We start from the raw sequence: 16,944 nt of genomic DNA on the forward strand, positions 1-16,944 counted from the left end.
GGGCGTAAGGGGGGCCAACACATCTTGATGGCGCTGATCCCAACAGGTCGGCGCCATTGTCTATTTGACTTTCGAAAGGGGCGCCTTCTTGGACGCGCATCTTGCCCGCATGCTGAGCTCTTCGCGTCAGTGCCGCTGCTGCGGCGCGACCTTTGCCCAGCTTCTCAGCCTCTCCTGCGACCGGCCGGACATCGTGCCGGGCGATCTCGAATTGCAGGACAACACGGCCGTTTTCGTCACCGAGGGCGACGTGCTGACAGAGGATTTCTGCCGTTTCGGCACCCTGCGGTTCCTGCGGGCAGTGTTGGCAATTCCGCTAGCGGATTCGCGCGGTGAAGAGTTCATTCTCGGCACTTGGGCCGGGGTGAGCGAAGAGGTCTTCAACGAATATCTCGACCTCTTCGAACTCCGTGAAACCGAGAGCATGGGCAGCCGTCCGGCGTGGCTGTCCAACCAGATCCCGCCAGACAGCAACGGCCCCCTGGCCTGCATGCTGCACATGCGCCCCGATGGGCAATACCCGGAGCTTCAGGTCTCCGAGGTCAATCACGATCTCGCGCGGATGCAGGAGCTTGGCCTGAACCTCGAAGAGTTGCTGACCTTTCTGCACGCCTACGGCCACGACCTCGCCTCGCTGGTCTACGATTCCTGATGCATCGCACCCGCACAGGCGCAACCGACAGACCAGGACACAGCGCCCAGCAGCCTGCCCCGTGAATATCCGGCTCCTTTTTGCGCATTGCCGCCCGGACATCGGCTGAGGCTTGCTCACTGCGTCGATCCCCACTTTTCCTCGCCGCGCACGACTGCTAGCTGGCGGCCGTTGTATTTGACCACCACTCACACCTCACAGCATGCGTGTCCGGGATCGCAATTTCCGCCCCCGGCCACGCCACCAGGCACACAATGTCAAACGCAGACTCCAACGTCGCAGCGCTCGCAACCCAGAAGGACGCGCTGCCAGATCGCAATCTCTCCGTCATTGGCCTCTTTGGTTCCGAGGGCAACATGCAGGCGCTTGTGCGCCATGGCTCGGGACGGGTGCAGACCGTCCAGGCTGGGGAACGCATCAGCCTTGGGCGGATCATGGCCATTGATGCCGCAGGCCTCCTGATCGAGCGTCGCGGCGAGATCGGTCGCCTGCCGATGCTCGTGGATTAACGCAGGCGCATCGGCGCGCCCCGGCTGCGCCGCTGCGATCATGGGGCTTGACCCCGGCGCGGCGCCGCCGCATGTAAGCGCCCATGACCGATAAAATCGCCCTTATCACCGGGGCCTCGCGCGGCCTCGGTGCCGCCCTGGCAGAGGCGCTTGCGCCCACCCACCACATCATCGCCGTCGCCCGCACCACGGGCGCGCTCGAAGAGCTGGACGACCGCATCCAGGCCGCAGGCGGTTCCGCGACGCTGGCCCCCATGGACATCACGGTCCCCGAGGCGATGGCCACCCTCTGCCGTGGCATCTTTGACCGCTGGGGCAAGCTGGATCTGTGGCTCCATACCGCAATCCATGCCGCCCCCCTCAGCCCGGCTCACCATGTGGCGCCAAAGGACTGGCAGAAATCCGTCAGCGTCAACGCCACCGCGCCTTCGGTGCTGGTACCCTATGTGGCGCCGCTTCTTGGACAGGACGGCACGGCGGTGTTCTTCGACGACCCGCGCGCGGGCGAGAAGTTCTTCGGCGCGTATGGCGCCACCAAAGCCGCCCAGATCGCCTTGGTGCGCAGCTGGCAGCAGGAAACCATCCGCACCGGCCCGCATGTCAAACTGCTGACACCCCCGGCCATGCCGACGGCCCTGCGCGCCCGCTTCTTCCCCGGCGAGGATCGCACGCCTCTGACGCCTCCGGCGGAGGCTGCAAAGGCGCTTCTGACTGACATCCTCGCCCCCTGACGGGCGCCAACCGGCTCTTTCTTCTAACACCAAATATCCCGGGGTCCGGGGCAGCGCCCCGGCTCTGTTCCCGCCTGCCTCCACGCTGGCCGCACTCGGGCCCTTGCTCCCTCGGGTGAATTGGTCACACCGGTTGGCGCGCTCAATATGGGGTGCAGGCAAAAACCTTGCCCTGCAGCGCCCCGCCACCTATTCAGGGCGCAACTGCCACGGCCCGTTCGACCGGCGCCCTGGCATCGAAACCTGAAAATTTCGCAGACATGCAAGGGGTCAAAATGCGCATTCTGGTCACCAATGACGACGGCATCAGCGCGCCGGGGCTGGCGGTCCTTGAACAGATCGCAACAGAGCTGGCCGGCCCCGAGGGCGAAGTCTGGATCGTCGCACCCGCCTTCGAACAATCCGGCGTTGGCCATTGCATCAGCTACACCCACCCCTCGATCCTCTCCGAGCTTGGACCCCGCCGATTTGCCGCCGAGGGCTCGCCGGCCGACTGTGTTCTCGCGGCCCTTCATGTGGTGATGAAGGACACCCCGCCGGACCTGATCCTATCGGGGGTAAACCGGGGCAACAACTCTGCCGAAAACGCCCTGTATTCAGGCACCCTTGGCGGCGCGATGGAGGGCGCCCTTCAGGGCGTGCCCGCAATGGCGCTTTCGCAATATTACGGCAGCGGCAATCGCGACCTGGAGAACCCCTTTGAGGCCGCGCGTGCACATGGCGCGGAGGTGGTGCGCAAACTCCTGTCCGCCACGCCGCAGAACGACAGCCCCTACCGGCTCTTTTACAACATCAACTTCCCTCCCGTGGCCGCCGGGGATGTGAAGGGCATCAAAGTCACCACCCAGGGCTGCCGCAGTGGCAAGCGCTTCTCCGCAGAAGAGCAGTTCTCCCCCAACGGCAAGCGCTTCATCTGGGTGAAGGGCGGCGACCAGCAGGTATCCACCGCGCCGGAAACGGACGCGGCGGCAAACCTCGACGGGTTCATCTCTGTCACTCCCATGCGCGCGGATCTCACTGCGCATGACGCTGTGGAGGCCTTGAAGGCGATCGAATGAGCGGGCCTGACGCGCAAACCAAGATGCAGTTTCTCTTTGCCCTGCGCTCGCGCGGGGTCACCGAAGCTGCCGTTCTGGAAGCCATGGAGGCCGTGGATCGCGGCCTGTTCCTGCGCGGCATTTTTTCGGAACGCGCCTATGAGGATGTGCCGCTGCCGATTGCCTGTGGTCAGACGATTTCGCAGCCCTCCGTTGTGGGCCTGATGACTCAGGCGCTGCAGGTCAATCCCCGCGACACCGTGCTCGAGGTGGGGACCGGCTCGGGCTATCAGGCGGCGATCCTCGCCAAGCTGGCGCGCCGAGTCTATACTGTCGACCGCCACGGACGCCTTGTGCGCGAGGCTCGGCAGGTGTTCCAGCAAATGAGCCTGTCCAATATCACATCCCTGGTGGGCGATGGCAGCCATGGCATGCCGGATCAGGCGCCGTTTGATCGAATCATCGTCACCGCCGCTGCCGAAGATCCCCCCGGCCCGCTCTTGGCGCAGTTGAAGGTCGGCGGCATCATGGTGGTCCCGGTGGGCCAATCGGATGCGGTCCAGACCCTGATCCGCGTCCGAAAGACCGAAAATGGGCTGGAATATGACGAATTGCGCCCCGTGCGCTTTGTTCCTCTGCTGGAAGGGCTTGGAAAAGACACCTGAGCTGCCTTATTTCGGAGAGAGCCCCGTCGCGCGGCGCAGAGACCCGGTTCAGGCCCGGGCCGCCAGATACGCCGCCGCCGTCAAAGTCTCCGCCAGAACGGGGACGCCATTTGAGGAGAGCAAGAGATATGACCCGCACGCCGAAGGTCTTCCGCACGATCCGCCCGATCCCGCTGCCTTTTCCCCGGTCCTCGTCCGCATCGAGTGGCGCATCGCGCCTTCGACCTTCGATTGCCCTACTGCCGCTGGTGCTGCTGGCAGCCGCCTGTACCGAGCCGCTCGATTATGATCTGCGGGGCCAGCTTGGCGCCTTCAACACCACAAGGGCCGCGCAGACCGCCACCGAAAACCGCCCAGCGCCCGACAGCCGGGGGCTGATCACCTACCCGTCCTATCAGGTTGCAGTCGCGCGCAATGGCGACACGGTTGCGGATCTCGCCGGGCGCGTCGGGCTGCCCGCGGTCGAGGTCGCGCGTTTCAACGGCGTGGAGACCACCGACCCCCTGCGCAAAGGTGAGGTGCTCGTCCTGCCCCGCCGCGCGCCCGAGGCCTCTGCGCGCAGTGGCACCGCCACGCCTGGCGGCGTGGATATCGCCTCGCTTGCAGGCAGCGCCATTGACAGCGCCCCCTCGACCTCGCCCAATCCGGGCTCCGTGACCACCACCACGCTGCAGAACACCCCCAGCAAACCCGCACCCACGCGCGTGCAGGCGGGCCCAGAACCCGTGCGCCACAAGGTGACGCGTGGCGAGACCGCCTATACGATCGCGCGGCTCTACCAGATCCCGGTCAAGGCACTGGCGGAATGGAACGGGCTTGGAAGCGATTTTGCGATCCGCGAAGGCCAGTACCTGCTGATCCCGCTCAAAGATCCCAATGCCCGGCCGCCAAAGGCAGAGACGCAAGAGGCCGTGACCGCCCCAGGTCAGGGCAGTGCGACCCCGACCCCGCCCAGCGCCACGCAGCCCTTGCCGGATGAGGATGTCAAACCCGCCGCAGAGGCCCGCACAGAGCCCACGCCCACGGTCAAAATCCAAGAGCCCACCCGCGCATCAGAGGCCGCGATGGCCTATCCGGTGACCGGCAAGATCATTCGCGCCTACTCCAAGGGCAAGAACGACGGCATCGACATCGCCGCCGCCCCCGGCAGCCCCGTGAAGGCCGCAGAGGCCGGCACCGTCGCCGCGATCACCGCGGACTCCAACAAGGTGCCGATCATCGTGATCCGTCACGACCGCAATCTTCTGTCGGTCTATGCCAATGTCGATGGGATCCGGGTTCAAAAGGGCGATCGGGTCAACCGCGGCCAGAACATCGCCAAGCTGCGCGGCAGCGCCGAAGAGGCCTATGTCCACTTTGAAGTGCGCGACGGCTTTGAGAGCGTCGACCCTCTGCCCTATCTGCAATAACCCGCCACGATCACCCCGCCCCGCTACTTTGCGGATGCGGGCGCCTAAGACCCCCCGCGCCGAACCTCCAGGTTCGGCGCCCGGCCCAACGGGAGCGGGGTGCTTTGCGCCCCGGCGACAGGCGGGAGAGGTCCCTCCTCAGCGCAGCGCGACGCCTTCGCGCCCCGCAAGATCGGTAAAGAACTGCCAGGCCACGCGGCCCGAGCGCGCGCCGCGCGTGGCCTGCCATTCGATCGCTTCGGCACGCAGCCGCTCAGGATCCACTGTCACGCCATAGGCGGCGCAATAGCCCTCGATCATCGCGAGATACGCATCCTGATTGCAGGGATGAAATCCCAGCCACAAGCCAAACCGATCCGAGAGCGAGACTTTCTCTTCGACGGCCTCGGAGGGGTTGATGGCCGAGGAGCGCTCATTCTCGATCATATCGCGCGGCATCAGATGGCGTCGGTTGGAGGTGGCATAGAACACCACGTTCTCGGGCCGCCCCTCGATGCCGCCATCCAGCACCGCCTTCAGGCTTTTGTAGTGCTGATCGTCGTGGCTGAACGACAGATCGTCACAAAAGAGGATAAACCGACACGGCGCCCCGCGCAGATGGTTCAGAAGCCGCGCCACCGACGGCAGGTCCTCACGCTGCAGCTCGACGAGCTTCAACTCAGGATGATCCGTCACCAAAGCGCCATGAATGGCCTTCACCAGCGAGGACTTCCCCATCCCGCGCGCGCCCCACAGGAGCGCATTGTTGGCCGCGTGCCCGGCGGCAAAACGGCGGGTGTTTTCCAGCAAAGTATCGCGCGAACGGTCAATCCCCACGAGGAGATCAAGCTCTACGCGATTGATCTCGGGCACGGGCTCCAGTCGGTCCGGCTCAACATGCCACACAAATCCCGAGGCTGCGGAAAAATCCGGCGTCGACTGGGGAACGGGTGCCATCCGCTCCAGCGCCTCTGCAATGCGGGTGAGTGTGTCTTGATCCATGCCGTCCTCCACGTCGTCTTGCTGCCCTGACAAAGCACGATTGCCTCATGGCGACAAGAGCTTGCACAGTCGAGGGCTCGTGCGGCGACGCCAATCCCCATGCGCCCTGTGAACACCAAACAACAAAAGAAAAAGGCGCGCTCCAAAGGGGGCGCGCCTTTTTCAAAGGTTTCAGTGCATGTGGCGCTTATTCGCCGTCCAGCTCGTCGTCATAGTAGCCTTCGGCGCGCAGCTGCGCCTCGCGCTTTTTCTCGACGCGCCCGACGAGGAAGATCGATACCTCATAAAGCCCGTAGACCACCGTAAAGAGAATGATCTGGGTGATCACATCCGGCGGCGTCACCAACGCGGCCAGCACCAGAATGGCCACAACCGCATATTTGCGCATGCCACCCAGCCCTTCGGCGCTCACCAATCCGGCCTTGCCCATCAGGGTGAGAAGAACCGGCAGCTGGAAGCACAGACCAAAGGCCATGATGAATTTGAGCGTAATATCAAGGCTCTCGTTCACTTTGCCAAAGAAGGTGATCTTCACCCCTTCGGATGTCTCCGGCACCACGGCAACATCCGCAGGCACGTCGCCTCCGGTGGCTTGCGACAACAGGCCCGCAAAGATCGAGCTCACGTCAGCAAAGCCGAGGAAGAACTGCATTGCCAGTGGCGTCACCACAAATTGCGCAAAGGACGCGCCAAGCAGGAACATGAAGGGCGAGGCAATCAGGAACGGCAGAAACGCGCCTTTCTCGCTCTTGTAGAGGCCCGGCGCCACAAACCGCCAGAGCTGAAAGCCGATCACCGGGAACGACAGCGCAAATCCAAACACCATCGAGATCCGGAAAAGGGTAAAGAGATACTCCTGCGGCGAGGTATACTGCAGCGTCGGGGAGGGATCGCCCAATTCTCGTAGGGTCTGCTCGATCGGAGCGACGAGGAACTGCAGGATCGGTTCGGCTACCATAAAGGCCAGCACGATCCCCACCGCAAAGGCCATGACCGCCCGGATCAGGCGGCTGCGCAATTCGGCCAGATGCTCGATCAGCGGCGCTGTGGAATCGTCAAGATCGTCTGTTTGGCTCATGCCTTGGTCTCACTGTCAGAAGATGCCGTGCTGGCGGGCGTGGCCGAGAGAGCGGCTTCGGCTTCTTCGGCCTTGGCCGCGGCCTCTGCAGCTTCCCGCGCCATGCGGTCTGCGGCGGCGCGCGCGGTGGCGGCCTGGATCTTCTTGGCGTTTTCGGCCCGGTCAGCAGCCAGTTTCCCGGTCTCGCTCTCTGGGTCGAATTTGGTCGGGTCGATGGAATCGGTCAAATCACGCGTGGCCTGTTTGACGCTATCCATGGCCGACCCCATCGGGTTGGTCGCGGTTTTAAACGTCTTCTGGATGTCACTGACGCCCGCCTCATCCGCCGCGTCTTCCATCGCGCGACTGAATTCGCGTGCCATGCCGCGTGCCTTGCCCACGAACCGGCCCACGTTGCGAAACAACTTGGGCAGATCCTTGGGCCCGACCACGATCAGGGCCACAACGCCAATGACCAGAAGCTCGGTCCAGCCAAGATCGAACATCTAGGGCTCAGGCCTTGTCTTTTTCAGCTTCGGGCGTGACGTCCTTGGCCTCTGCGGCGGCGTCATCCTCGAGTTCCTTGGTGCCTTCGTTGATGCCCTTCTTGAAGGAGGTGATGCCTTTTCCGACCTCACCCATCAGCGAGGAAATCTTGCCGCGGCCAAAGAGAACCAGAACCACGACAGCGATCAGAAGAATGCCGGGAAGGCCGATATTGTTGAGCATGAGTGTTGCCTTTCGTTATGCGCGGGCGTGGATGCTGGCATCCATTCTGCCCAAATGCGATGTCCTGTTCCGAGTGATAGGCGCTGCAACGCGCCGCGCAAAGCGCCGCTGCGCAGATCTCACCCTGCCCGCAGCCGTTTGCAGCAGTTTTTTCAGAGCCGCCTCACCCAACTGACAGGTTTATGTCAGTTGCTCTTCCTTAAGACAGGCCCATCGAAACCGTCAAGACAAGGAAGACGACAGATGACCAAGACCGTTGTGGAAGTGGTGACCTTCAAGCTGAACCCCGGCGTCAGCGATGCAGACTATGTGGCCGCAAGCCAGAAAACCGAGAGCTTTATTGGCGCGATGCGCGGCTTCATCGACCGTCGTCTCTCCAAGGGCGAAGACGGCACCTGGATGGACTATGTGGTCTGGGCCGATATGACTGCAGCGCAGGACGCCAGCGCCCAGTTCGAACAGGCAGAATGCGCCGCCGACCTGATGCAGATGATCGATCCAAAGACTCTCATGATGCGCCATGAGCACCAGATGTGGACCATGTCCCCAGCCTCCGCGATGGGTTGACCTGATGGTGCGGCGCAGGTGAAAGATCATCCCATGCGCCGCACCGACCGCCTTTTTGAAATTATCCAGATCCTGCGCGACGGGAAATTGCACCGCGCGCAGGACATTGCCGCGCGGCTCGAAGTGTCGACCCGGACCATTTACCGCGATATGGACACGCTTGTGGCCTCTGGCGTTCCGGTCGAAGGCGAGCGCGGCGTCGGCTATATGGTGCGCGAAGCGATCACCCTGCCTCCGCTGACGCTGACCCCATCCGAGCTGGAGGCGCTCAATCTCGGCATGGCCATTGTCGCCGAAGCGGCCGATCCCGAACTCAAGTCCGCTGCCGAGAGCCTCGCCGCCAAGGTCGACGCCGTGCTGCCGGTGGAAACCGTGGCCGAGGCAGAGGCGTGGAAATTTGCCGTCTATCCCTTTGGCGATGCGGCGCGTGGCTTTGCCTGGATGCCCACCTTGCGGGCGGCGATCAAGGCGCGCCAGAAGCTGGCCCTGCGCTACCGGCGCATTGACCAGACCCTGACCGAGCGGGTGATCCGCCCGCTTCATATGGAATATTGGGGGCGTGTCTGGACGCTGACGGCATGGTGCGAAACACGAGGCGATTTTCGCGTCTTCCGCGTCGATCTCATTGAGACGGCCGAGGCCTTGCCTGAGCTTTTTGTAGATGAACCGGGCAAACGCTTGCAGGATTATCAAGCCTGCGAGGATGCGCGTGAGGGCTCCTGAAGGGATCAGCCCAACTCGAAGCTTGTCACGCCATAGATAAGATCCCGCGCAACTTCGGGGCGACGTCCCCGGTACATGCGCGCGGTTTCAAACACGGGCACCAGACCGAGATCGCGTGCCAGGGCCACCGCTGCCGCATTCGGTTCTGGCACATCAAGAAAGACCTCTTCGTCTTTGGGCCAGTCCCGGAGCAGCCCTGCCAGCACAGCTTGTGCCGCCTCCCGCGAGGTTGCCACGAGAGGCGCGATCTTGGCGCCGGTCTCGCAGCGCCGCAGGGTGCCAAAGCCGCTGATCCCGGTCTCGTCATAGGCCGCGATGCTCACATGTCCCGGCGCCCTCAGCCAGTGCTGCCAGAAGGCCGGGCGCGGTGCTGGAAACACGCGCGCGTCAAACGCCGCCACATCCTGCGTCAGCCCGTCCAGCCACGTCAGGCTGAAGGCGTCAGAAGCCCGCGGCACCGCGTCCAGCACGCCGCCGAAACGAATGTTGCTCCACGCCAGATCAAAGCCGGAGCGGCGGTAGTTTTCCTGCTGGTCCACCACCCCATCGAGGCCAACGCTGCGCTGGCCCGCATGCTCAAGGGCGCGTTGCCAGAGCGCATACCCATAGCCCTGCCCCCGGTGCTGAGGCGCCACAATGTAAAACCCCAAAAAGGCAAAGGCCGCGCCATAGGTCACAACAGAAATGCAGGCGATCATCTCGCCCTCAAGAAAGCCGCCCCAGAACCCGCGTTCATCCTGTGCCGCAAAACAGGTCGCATCGCTTGGGCCGGGGTTCCAGCCTTCATGCGCGGCCCAGGTCACGGCCACATCGATTTCATCGCGCGTGAGCGGGCGGATCTCAAAGCTCTGCTGCATGGCGGCCTCCGGCTGACAGGGCTCCAGCATGCCGGGAGAAGATCACCGTGTGAAGACAAAACACCGGTCGCGCGGCACCGTCAGCCACATTGCGCGCCCCTCGGCGGGCAAGAACACATTGGGCACCGTGGCCTTGAGGATCGAGCCGTCGAAGTCCATTCGGAATTCCACAAGGCTCTCATTGCCGAGGAATCGCGCACGCTGCACGATGCCGCGTGCGGGCACACCATCGCGGGCCGTGGCTTCCGGGCCTCGACCATTGCGGTCAAAATCGATGCGCAGATGCTGCGGGCGGAATACGATTTCCACATCTGTGCCATCCGGCACGCCGGGCGCGAGGAACTGGCCAAAGGGGGTCTCGGCAAGCGCGCCATTGACCTGTGCTGGCAGCGTGTTCACATCCGAGAAAAACGCCACCGCAGCCTTGTCGACAGGACGGGTGTAGACATTGTAGGGCGCGCCCTGCTGCACGATACGCCCGTCGCGCATGAGCGCAATCTCATCGGCCATGCGCATCGCTTCTTCGGGTTCGTGGGTGACAAGCAGAACGGCAGTGTCTTCTTCTTTCAGAAGGCTCAAAGTCTCGTCTCGGATGCCATCGCGCAGGCGATTGTCCAGCCCCGAAAACGGCTCATCCATCAGCATGATCTTGGGGCTCGGCGCGAGCGCGCGCGCCAGCGCCACCCTCTGCTGTTCCCCGCCCGAGAGCTGATGTGGATAGTCATCTATGTATTGCGCCAGCGACACCCGGTCCAAAAGCTCGCGGGCGCGGGCGCGTTTCTGGTCCTTGCTGCCCTTCAGGCCAAAGGCCACATTATCGCCAACGCTCAGATGCGGAAACAGGGCAAAGTCCTGAAACATCAGACCAATCTCGCGCCGCTCGGGCGGGACGCGAAAAATGGTGTCGCAGATCAGCTTGCCATCGACGTAGATTTCGCCCTCGTCCTGCATTTCCACGCCTGCGATCATGCGCAGGGTGGTGGACTTGCCACAGCCCGAAGGCCCCAGAAGGCAGGTCACCTGCCCCGGCAGCACGGTCAGCGAGACATCATCCACCACCGCGCGGCCCTCAAAGAACCTGCGGATATTGCGGATTTCCAGCCGGGGCGTCACCTCGTGCCCTTCCGCTTGTACGGAGGGCAGCGCGGATTTGGTCCTCTGCTCTGGCATGGTCTGGCCCTTTGTCTTTGGAACGCTCTCAGTGGGAGGTTGCGCGCTGATACCAAGGCGGCTTGCCTCAGGCAAGGAACTCCACCTCGCCGCTTGCCCGGGGCTGGCCATTGACCATCAGCGTCACCCGATGCGCCCCCGGCAACAGCGTAAAGGTCGAGGCCTGCGCCTTAAGCGGATGCGTCTTTTGCAAGCTCAGGCCGTCAGCGCCCAGCGTGCCGGTCTTCCACTTGAACACCTTGGTTGAGGTCTTGCCACCAGCCCGTTGAAAGGTCAGGGCATAATCCACCAGCACCCGCGCGCCCCTGCCCCCCTGCAGCCGCGCGCCCAACATCAGTTTTTCACCGATCCGCACGCGTCCGGGCAGTTCAAGCTCTGCCGAGAGATCAAGTTCCGGATCATACCCAAGCAGTCGCAGCGCGCGGGGATCGCCCGCCTTGATCAGGCCACGCAGCGCATGGGAGGTCATCCAGTCCAGCTCTTTTTGGGCCTGCTCGCCGCGCGCTTGCCACGCGGTCAGTTGGTCCACCACGATCTGCGGGTCTTTTTTGGCGATGTCATTCAAGTGATTGGCCACCGAACGTGTGACAAAACGTGTGTCATCGCCGTGAAGACGGTCTAGGATCGGCAAGGGCGCATCCAACGGCAGATTTACCGCAAGGCCCCAGGGCAGCCGCGGGCGCGTGCCCTCACTGGCAAGCCTTCGCACATGATAATGCGCGTGCCCGGCCCAACGCGACATGCGCGCAAGCACAGGATCGGGCCAGGTTTTCAACAGCGGGCGGATCGCAAACTCCATGGAAAAACGCTGTGTTACGGCCTCCAGTAGATCCAGCGCCAGAGGCAGATCGGCCTCGGTCTTGGTGAGATCCGCAACCCATTCCCCAAGCGGAGCAAAGATGAAATCGCCAAAGTCATCATCGCGCAGGCTTGGGTCCAAAGGTGGCGGCAGAGCCGCAAAAATCACCGGTGCAACTTGATCGAGCGGACCCGGGACATGCTTTGACAGCATCTCGGCGATCCAGTTGATGCGCGCCTTGAGCTCAAGATCAAGGAGCCGCGCCATCACATCCGCCTCAAAGGCGCGCGGGTCAAACTCCACCGAAGCCGCGTCAAAAAGCCCCGCCAGATAGCGGGTCTTTTCCACGTTAAAAAGCTGATCCTTCAGCGAAAACGACTCGGCCATCAGGTCAGAGCGTCATATTGGTGGCACCGCCATCCAGCAGGATATTCTGGCCAATGATGAAACCCGCATGCTGCGAGCAGAGGAACGCGCAGGTCGCCCCAAATTCCTGCCGCGTGCCATAGCGTCCGGCAGGGATCGTGGCGGCGCGCTGCGCGCGGGCCTCATCCATGGAAATCCCCTGTGCCTGCGCCACGCCCGTATCAAGGGAAACCGCCCGGTCGGTGGCGTGGATGCCTGGCAATAGATTATTGATCACAACACCTTGGCCCGCAACCTGACGTGCAGTGCCCGCTACATAGCCAGTGAGGCCCGCCCGCGCGGAATTGGAGAGCCCAAGCGCCGCGATGGGCGCTTTGACGGACTGCGAAGTGATATTCACCACCCGGCCCCAACCGGCTTCCATCATCGCGGGCAGCAACGCTTTCATCAGCGCAATGGGGGTAAGCATATTGGCGTCGAGCGCCTTGATGAAATCGGCGCGGTCCCAGTCGCTCCAGACACCCGGAGGTGGGCCGCCCGCATTGGTCACCAGAATGTCGACCCCTTTGGCGCGGTCGATAAGCTCGGCGCGCGCGCCTTCGTCGGTCACATCGCAGGCCAGCGTCTCCACACGCACACCGAAGCGGTCGCGCAGGTCCTGTGCCGAGGCCTCCAGTGCCTCGGAGCCACGCGCGTTCATCAACAGATCGACACCTGCCTCGGCCAGCGCCTCTGCACAGCCCAGACCCAATCCCTTGCTCGATGCGCACACCAATGCGCGCTTGCCGCGAATGCCCAGATCCATGAAACTCTCCTGCTGTTGCGTGTTTGAGGCAGACCCTGACAGCGCGCGGACCGGTTTTCCAGATGACAAAGCATGCATCGGCCAGAAAATTTCCTCCGCGCGCCCGTTTCTTGCCCAAGTGTGAACCTAGTCTTTACCACGAAAGGCGCAGTGTAAGTGCGCGCGCATCCGGCCCGACAACAGTGATTGACCCGAAGACAGTGACCGACGTGACCAACGACACCCTTTCCCATTATGCGCTCCCGGCCTACCCGGCCGAGCAGTTTTGCGTGGACATCGGCGCCAACGCGGGCGACCCGATTGGGATTCTGGATGATTTGGTGATGGATGACATCTACGAGCTCACCAGTGATGCGCGCCTGCGACGGCTCGCCTTTGGGGTGTCAACAGAGGGCACGATCACCCTCCACTCCGAGAGCGAGATGGGCCAGGACGGGGCGCGACTGCATCTGGATTGCGCCGTCACACTGATGCCCGACCTGGGCAGCGCCATCGAGGCGCTGATCGCGGTTGAGGTGGATAATGAGGGGTTGATAGCCCGGCTCTACCTGATCCCGCAGGCCCCACTTGCGCAGGGCACGGGCTATCGTCTGGTGCGCGCCAGCCGCGAGCCGGTCTGGACACGTTTGGCGCAACTCAGCTGTGTGGCCTTTTCGCGCGGCACGCATATCACGATGGGCACGGGAGAGCAGCGCCCGATTGAGATGCTGCGCGCCGGCGACCGGGTCTTGACCCGCAACAGTGGCGCGCGCCGCATCACCTGGGTGGGTCACACCACCGTCCGCGCGGTCGGAGAAATGGCGCCCATCCTGATCCGCCAAGGGGCGCTCAACAATGCGCGCGACCTTTTGGTGAGCCCGGACCACCGGCTCATGATCTATCAGCGATCAGATGCGCTCGGGGCGGGACGGAATGAATTGATGATCCGCGCCCGCGATCTTGTGAATGGCGACAGCGTGGTGGTTCAGGACGGCGGCTTTGTGGACTACTATCAGATCCTGTTTGACCGCCATCACATCATCTATGCCGAGGGCATTGCCGCGGAATCGATGCTGGTGGACCCGGTCACGCGTCCAGCCCTCCCCGAAGAGGTGCAGCAACGTCTGACGCAGCCCCGCCGGCATGGAACGCGCGGCGATCACGGCTTGGAAATCCGGCGCCCAATGCTCAGTCACCCAGACACCGTAGACTTGCTCAAACGCGCCTCGTTGCGCTGACCGCCGTTGCCTCGGACGTGACGGCGCACGTGCGCAAAGTGTCAATTTTACGCCTTTCAGGATAGCGGGACACGTCCGTCAGGACCGGCCTTGCTGCATGCGCGCAAAGCCTGCGCCTTCGTTCATGCCATTCACAAAGGCCTCGGCGACGCTGGGCGCGGTCGACACGTGACCGTGCGGATGCGCCACATGTGGTGCTGCGGCCTGCACGCCGCTGACGCCAGAGCCTGAGTGCGCGCCTTCGTCCGCGCCCACACCGCCCTTCAGCAGCAAGAACACACCGGAGAGGCCAAACCAGAGGCTGCCCAGGATCAGGGCCGCAATCGCGTGGGGCTGTCCGGCCTGCAAAAGCGCGGCATACAGCGCGGTGCTCAGAAACCCGGCGCCAACGGCGGCGCTCAGCGCTGTCAGAACGGCATAGCGCGCCCGGCGCGCGCTGCGCCGGGCTTGGGATTTAAGAAACCTGAACATCTGGTTACCGACGGTTGCTCAGGTAACCCAAAGCAAAGCCAAGCCCCGCAGCAATCGCGGTCGCGGCGAGCGGCTGCGCGCGTACCGCGTCTTCGGCCTGACGGCTCATCTGCGCGGCCCCATCGGCAACGGTCTGGGCTTGATCGCGGGCGGTCTCGCGGGCGGCGTCCCGCGCCTTGCCTACGCGGTCCTTGGCGAGATGAGAGACGGATTTGCTCAACTCCGCAATGTCAGAGCGCAGCACATCCATCTGGGCAATAATTTCGTCACTCGAGGGGGCGGCTTGATCCTTGGGCATGGGTATCTCCTTTCCATTTTGCGTTTCGCATTCACCTACCCAACGTGTCGGCGCGCTGTTTTGTTCCGGATTTTTTCGGGGCCCCACTACGGCGCTCGGCGAAATTCTCGGCTGACACCTCGACGGGCACCGACATTTTTTAAGAGTCTCCTGAGTGGTCGACCTCTCCGGGGCGGCCCTTGTTTTGGGTGCCAGCAACGCTCCGGCCCTGATGCGCCCAGTGAAACACATCGCACCCGTTCAGCACGGCTTTTCCTTGCCTCTGAGCCGCTTTGTGGCTAAGGCCAGCCTCATGTTGGACACCGCTCATAACCGCCCCGATCTGCCGCCGGAAATCGCGCGGCGCCGCACCTTTGCGATCATCTCGCACCCGGATGCGGGCAAGACCACTCTGACCGAGAAGTTCCTCCTTTATGGGGGCGCCATCCAGATGGCGGGTCAGGTGCGCGCCAAGGGCGAAGCGCGGCGCACGCGTTCTGACTTCATGCAGATGGAAAAGGATCGGGGCATCTCGGTTTCGGCCTCCGCAATGTCCTTTGACTACGGGGATTTCCGCTACAACCTCGTCGACACGCCCGGCCACTCGGACTTTTCCGAGGACACCTACCGCACGCTGACGGCGGTGGACGCGGCGGTGATGGTGATTGATGGCGCCAAGGGTGTGGAAAGCCAGACCCAGAAGCTCTTTGAAGTTTGCCGCCTGCGCGATCTGCCGATCCTGACCTTCTGTAACAAGATGGACCGCGAGAGCCGCGATACCTTCGACATTATCGACGAGATTCAGGAAAACCTCGCCATCGACGTCACCCCGGCGAGCTGGCCTATCGGCGTCGGGCGTGACTTTATCGGCTGTTATGACCTCTTGCGCGACCGGCTCGAACTGATGGATCGTGCTGACCGCAACAAGGTGGCAGAGAGCATCTCGATCAACGGGCTTGATGATCCCAAACTGGCCGAGCACGTCCCGGAGCATCTGTTGGAAAAGCTGCTCGAAGAGGTCGAAATGGCGCGCGAGCTTTTGCCGACGCTGGACCCGCAAGCGGTGCTCGAGGGGCATATGACCCCGATCTGGTTCGGCTCTGCGATCAACTCCTTTGGGGTGCGCGAGCTGATGGACGGGATCGGCCAATACGGCCCTGTGCCTCAGATCCAATCCGCCGAACCCCGCCAGATCGCGCCCGAAGAGAAAAAAGTCGCAGGCTTTGTCTTTAAGGTGCAGGCCAATATGGACCCAAAGCACCGCGACCGCGTCGCCTTTGTGCGTCTGGCGTCGGGCCACTTCAAACGTGGCATGAAGCTGACGCATGTGCGCAGCAAGAAACCGATGGCGATCTCCAACCCGGTGCTGTTCCTCGCCTCTGACCGCGAGCTTGCAGAAGAGGCCTGGGGCGGCGACATCATCGGCATTCCCAACCACGGCCAGCTGCGCATTGGCGACACGCTCACCGAAGGCGAGGCGCTGCGCGTCACCGGCATCCCCTCATTCGCACCGGAGCTGTTGCAAGGCGTGCGTGCGGGCGACCCGATGAAGGCCAAGCACCTTGAAAAAGCCCTGATGCAATTTGCCGAAGAAGGCGCCGCAAAGGTCTTCAAACCTTCGATCGGCTCGGGCTTTATCGTCGGTGTTGTCGGCGCGCTGCAATTTGAGGTGCTCGCCAGCCGCATCGAAATGGAATACGGCCTTCCCGTGCGCTTTGAGGCATCGCAGTTCACCTCCGCACGCTGGGTGCATGGGGACAAGACGGCAGTGGACAAATTCGTCAACGCCAACAAGCAGCACATCGCCCATGACAACGATGGCGACATCGTCTACCTCACGCGGCTGCAATGGGACATCGACCGGGTAGAGCGGGATTATCCCGACTTGAAACTCTCCTCCACCAAGGAGATGATGGTCTAAC

At 63.0% G+C, this 16,944-nt stretch carries 20 protein-coding genes; 10 read left to right on the forward strand and 10 right to left on the reverse strand.

All coding sequences use genetic code 11. The annotated features are described in order from the left end of the window. The first annotated feature begins 88 nt into the window (after nt 1-88). The 6 genes from TM1040_RS13365 to TM1040_RS13390 all read left to right on the forward strand — a co-directional run bounded on the left by TM1040_RS13365 (nt 89) and on the right by TM1040_RS13390 (nt 5,003). The gene (locus TM1040_RS13365) at nt 89-652 is read left to right on the forward strand and encodes a DUF2199 domain-containing protein (RefSeq protein ID WP_084789025.1); all 564 of its coding nucleotides are present in this window, start codon (nt 89-91) and stop codon (nt 650-652) included. Between the two features lie 254 nt (nt 653-906). After that, nucleotides 907-1,161 carry a hypothetical protein gene (locus TM1040_RS13370; protein ID WP_011539117.1) on the forward strand — a complete coding sequence of 85 codons (255 nt, stop codon included), beginning with the start codon at nt 907-909 and terminating at the stop codon, nt 1,159-1,161. Nucleotides 1,162-1,244: 83 nt separating this feature from the next. Further along, nucleotides 1,245-1,892 (forward strand): SDR family NAD(P)-dependent oxidoreductase, encoded by a 648-nt coding sequence (locus tag TM1040_RS13375; protein WP_011539118.1) that lies wholly within the window; start codon nt 1,245-1,247, stop codon nt 1,890-1,892. A gap of 275 nt (nt 1,893-2,167) precedes the next feature. Further along, complete coding sequence (gene surE, locus TM1040_RS13380; RefSeq protein WP_011539119.1) at nt 2,168-2,950, forward strand: 5'/3'-nucleotidase SurE; 783 nt, start codon at nt 2,168-2,170, stop codon at nt 2,948-2,950. Continuing rightward, nucleotides 2,947-3,594, forward strand: coding sequence for a protein-L-isoaspartate(D-aspartate) O-methyltransferase (locus TM1040_RS13385; RefSeq protein ID WP_011539120.1), 648 nt, complete (start codon nt 2,947-2,949; stop codon nt 3,592-3,594). Before surE ends, TM1040_RS13385 begins: the two co-directional genes overlap by 4 nt. Before the next feature lie 128 nt (nt 3,595-3,722). Beyond that, nucleotides 3,723-5,003 (forward strand): M23 family metallopeptidase, encoded by a 1,281-nt coding sequence (locus TM1040_RS13390; RefSeq protein WP_011539121.1) that lies wholly within the window; start codon nt 3,723-3,725, stop codon nt 5,001-5,003. Between the two features lie 138 nt (nt 5,004-5,141). Here the strand turns inward: TM1040_RS13390 and TM1040_RS13395 are convergent, their stop codons facing one another. The 4 genes from TM1040_RS13395 to TM1040_RS13410 all read right to left on the reverse strand — a co-directional run bounded on the left by TM1040_RS13395 (nt 5,142) and on the right by TM1040_RS13410 (nt 7,770). Beyond that, entirely contained in the window at nt 5,142-5,984 is an 843-nt protein-coding gene (locus tag TM1040_RS13395; RefSeq protein WP_044026807.1) for an ATP-binding protein, read from the reverse strand. Between the two features lie 187 nt (nt 5,985-6,171). Further along, on the reverse strand, nt 6,172-7,062 hold the full coding sequence (locus TM1040_RS13400) for a twin-arginine translocase subunit TatC (protein ID WP_011539123.1): 891 nt from the start codon (nt 7,060-7,062) through the stop codon (nt 6,172-6,174). Then, on the reverse strand, nt 7,059-7,547 hold the full coding sequence (tatB, locus tag TM1040_RS13405; RefSeq protein ID WP_011539124.1) for a Sec-independent protein translocase protein TatB: 489 nt from the start codon (nt 7,545-7,547) through the stop codon (nt 7,059-7,061). The genes TM1040_RS13400 and tatB overlap by 4 nt, the downstream gene beginning before the upstream one ends. Before the next feature lie 7 nt (nt 7,548-7,554). After that, nucleotides 7,555-7,770, reverse strand: coding sequence for a twin-arginine translocase TatA/TatE family subunit (locus tag TM1040_RS13410; protein WP_011539125.1), 216 nt, complete (start codon nt 7,768-7,770; stop codon nt 7,555-7,557). 243 nt (nt 7,771-8,013) lie between these two features. On the opposite strand from TM1040_RS13410, the gene TM1040_RS13415 reads away from it, so the two are divergent. Together TM1040_RS13415 and TM1040_RS13420 are read left to right on the forward strand one after the other, a co-directional pair. After that, the gene (locus tag TM1040_RS13415; protein ID WP_011539126.1) at nt 8,014-8,337 is read left to right on the forward strand and encodes a hypothetical protein; all 324 of its coding nucleotides are present in this window, start codon (nt 8,014-8,016) and stop codon (nt 8,335-8,337) included. A 33-nt stretch (nt 8,338-8,370) separates the two neighbouring features. Next, nucleotides 8,371-9,060: a helix-turn-helix transcriptional regulator gene (locus TM1040_RS13420; RefSeq protein ID WP_011539127.1), complete on the forward strand. Its 690-nt coding sequence runs from the start codon at nt 8,371-8,373 to the stop codon at nt 9,058-9,060. Between the two features lie 5 nt (nt 9,061-9,065). Here TM1040_RS13420 and TM1040_RS13425 read toward each other — a convergent pair whose 3' ends face one another. From TM1040_RS13425 to TM1040_RS13440, 4 genes are all read right to left on the reverse strand, one after another. After that, nucleotides 9,066-9,917, reverse strand: coding sequence for a GNAT family N-acetyltransferase (locus TM1040_RS13425; RefSeq protein WP_044026809.1), 852 nt, complete (start codon nt 9,915-9,917; stop codon nt 9,066-9,068). A 42-nt stretch (nt 9,918-9,959) separates the two neighbouring features. Beyond that, the gene (locus tag TM1040_RS13430) at nt 9,960-11,087 is read right to left on the reverse strand and encodes an ABC transporter ATP-binding protein (protein WP_011539129.1); all 1,128 of its coding nucleotides are present in this window, start codon (nt 11,085-11,087) and stop codon (nt 9,960-9,962) included. A gap of 67 nt (nt 11,088-11,154) precedes the next feature. Continuing rightward, complete coding sequence (locus tag TM1040_RS13435) at nt 11,155-12,273, reverse strand: hypothetical protein (RefSeq protein ID WP_011539130.1); 1,119 nt, start codon at nt 12,271-12,273, stop codon at nt 11,155-11,157. 4 nt (nt 12,274-12,277) lie between these two features. Further along, nucleotides 12,278-13,057 (reverse strand): SDR family oxidoreductase, encoded by a 780-nt coding sequence (locus TM1040_RS13440; protein ID WP_011539131.1) that lies wholly within the window; start codon nt 13,055-13,057, stop codon nt 12,278-12,280. Nucleotides 13,058-13,257: 200 nt separating this feature from the next. Here TM1040_RS13440 and TM1040_RS13445 point away from each other — a divergent pair, with 200 nt between their 5' ends. Further along, a complete protein-coding gene (locus TM1040_RS13445) occupies nt 13,258-14,274 on the forward strand; it encodes a Hint domain-containing protein (protein WP_011539132.1) in 1,017 nt (338 codons plus the stop codon). 78 nt (nt 14,275-14,352) lie between these two features. Here TM1040_RS13445 and TM1040_RS13450 read toward each other — a convergent pair whose 3' ends face one another. Further along, nucleotides 14,353-14,745: a hypothetical protein gene (locus tag TM1040_RS13450; protein ID WP_011539133.1), complete on the reverse strand. Its 393-nt coding sequence runs from the start codon at nt 14,743-14,745 to the stop codon at nt 14,353-14,355. Nucleotides 14,746-14,749: 4 nt separating this feature from the next. Then, nucleotides 14,750-15,043: a DUF883 family protein gene (locus tag TM1040_RS13455; RefSeq protein ID WP_011539134.1), complete on the reverse strand. Its 294-nt coding sequence runs from the start codon at nt 15,041-15,043 to the stop codon at nt 14,750-14,752. A 292-nt stretch (nt 15,044-15,335) separates the two neighbouring features. Between TM1040_RS13455 and TM1040_RS13460 the strand changes: the two genes are divergently transcribed. After that, nucleotides 15,336-16,943 (forward strand): peptide chain release factor 3, encoded by a 1,608-nt coding sequence (locus TM1040_RS13460; protein ID WP_044027186.1) that lies wholly within the window; start codon nt 15,336-15,338, stop codon nt 16,941-16,943. Nucleotide 16,944 lies beyond the last annotated feature (1 nt).

Source organism: Ruegeria sp. TM1040 (assembly GCF_000014065.1).
Taxonomy (GTDB): domain Bacteria; phylum Pseudomonadota; class Alphaproteobacteria; order Rhodobacterales; family Rhodobacteraceae; genus Epibacterium.

Coding starts and splice junctions, on each gene's coding strand:
- TM1040_RS13370 (WP_011539117.1), top strand. CDS start 907: ATGTCAAACGCAGACTCCAACGTCGCAGCGCTCGCAACCCAGAAGGAC.
- TM1040_RS13375 (WP_011539118.1), top strand. CDS start 1,245: ATGACCGATAAAATCGCCCTTATCACCGGGGCCTCGCGCGGCCTCGGT.
- surE (WP_011539119.1), top strand. CDS start 2,168: ATGCGCATTCTGGTCACCAATGACGACGGCATCAGCGCGCCGGGGCTG.
- TM1040_RS13385 (WP_011539120.1), top strand. CDS start 2,947: ATGAGCGGGCCTGACGCGCAAACCAAGATGCAGTTTCTCTTTGCCCTG.
- TM1040_RS13390 (WP_011539121.1), top strand. CDS start 3,723: ATGACCCGCACGCCGAAGGTCTTCCGCACGATCCGCCCGATCCCGCTG.
- TM1040_RS13395 (WP_044026807.1), bottom strand. CDS start 5,984: ATGGATCAAGACACACTCACCCGCATTGCAGAGGCGCTGGAGCGGATG.
- TM1040_RS13400 (WP_011539123.1), bottom strand. CDS start 7,062: ATGAGCCAAACAGACGATCTTGACGATTCCACAGCGCCGCTGATCGAG.
- tatB (WP_011539124.1), bottom strand. CDS start 7,547: ATGTTCGATCTTGGCTGGACCGAGCTTCTGGTCATTGGCGTTGTGGCC.
- TM1040_RS13410 (WP_011539125.1), bottom strand. CDS start 7,770: ATGCTCAACAATATCGGCCTTCCCGGCATTCTTCTGATCGCTGTCGTG.
- TM1040_RS13415 (WP_011539126.1), top strand. CDS start 8,014: ATGACCAAGACCGTTGTGGAAGTGGTGACCTTCAAGCTGAACCCCGGC.
- TM1040_RS13420 (WP_011539127.1), top strand. CDS start 8,371: ATGCGCCGCACCGACCGCCTTTTTGAAATTATCCAGATCCTGCGCGAC.
- TM1040_RS13425 (WP_044026809.1), bottom strand. CDS start 9,917: ATGCAGCAGAGCTTTGAGATCCGCCCGCTCACGCGCGATGAAATCGAT.
- TM1040_RS13430 (WP_011539129.1), bottom strand. CDS start 11,087: ATGCCAGAGCAGAGGACCAAATCCGCGCTGCCCTCCGTACAAGCGGAA.
- TM1040_RS13435 (WP_011539130.1), bottom strand. CDS start 12,273: ATGGCCGAGTCGTTTTCGCTGAAGGATCAGCTTTTTAACGTGGAAAAG.
- TM1040_RS13440 (WP_011539131.1), bottom strand. CDS start 13,057: ATGGATCTGGGCATTCGCGGCAAGCGCGCATTGGTGTGCGCATCGAGC.
- TM1040_RS13450 (WP_011539133.1), bottom strand. CDS start 14,745: ATGTTCAGGTTTCTTAAATCCCAAGCCCGGCGCAGCGCGCGCCGGGCG.
- TM1040_RS13455 (WP_011539134.1), bottom strand. CDS start 15,043: ATGCCCAAGGATCAAGCCGCCCCCTCGAGTGACGAAATTATTGCCCAG.
- TM1040_RS13460 (WP_044027186.1), top strand. CDS start 15,336: ATGTTGGACACCGCTCATAACCGCCCCGATCTGCCGCCGGAAATCGCG.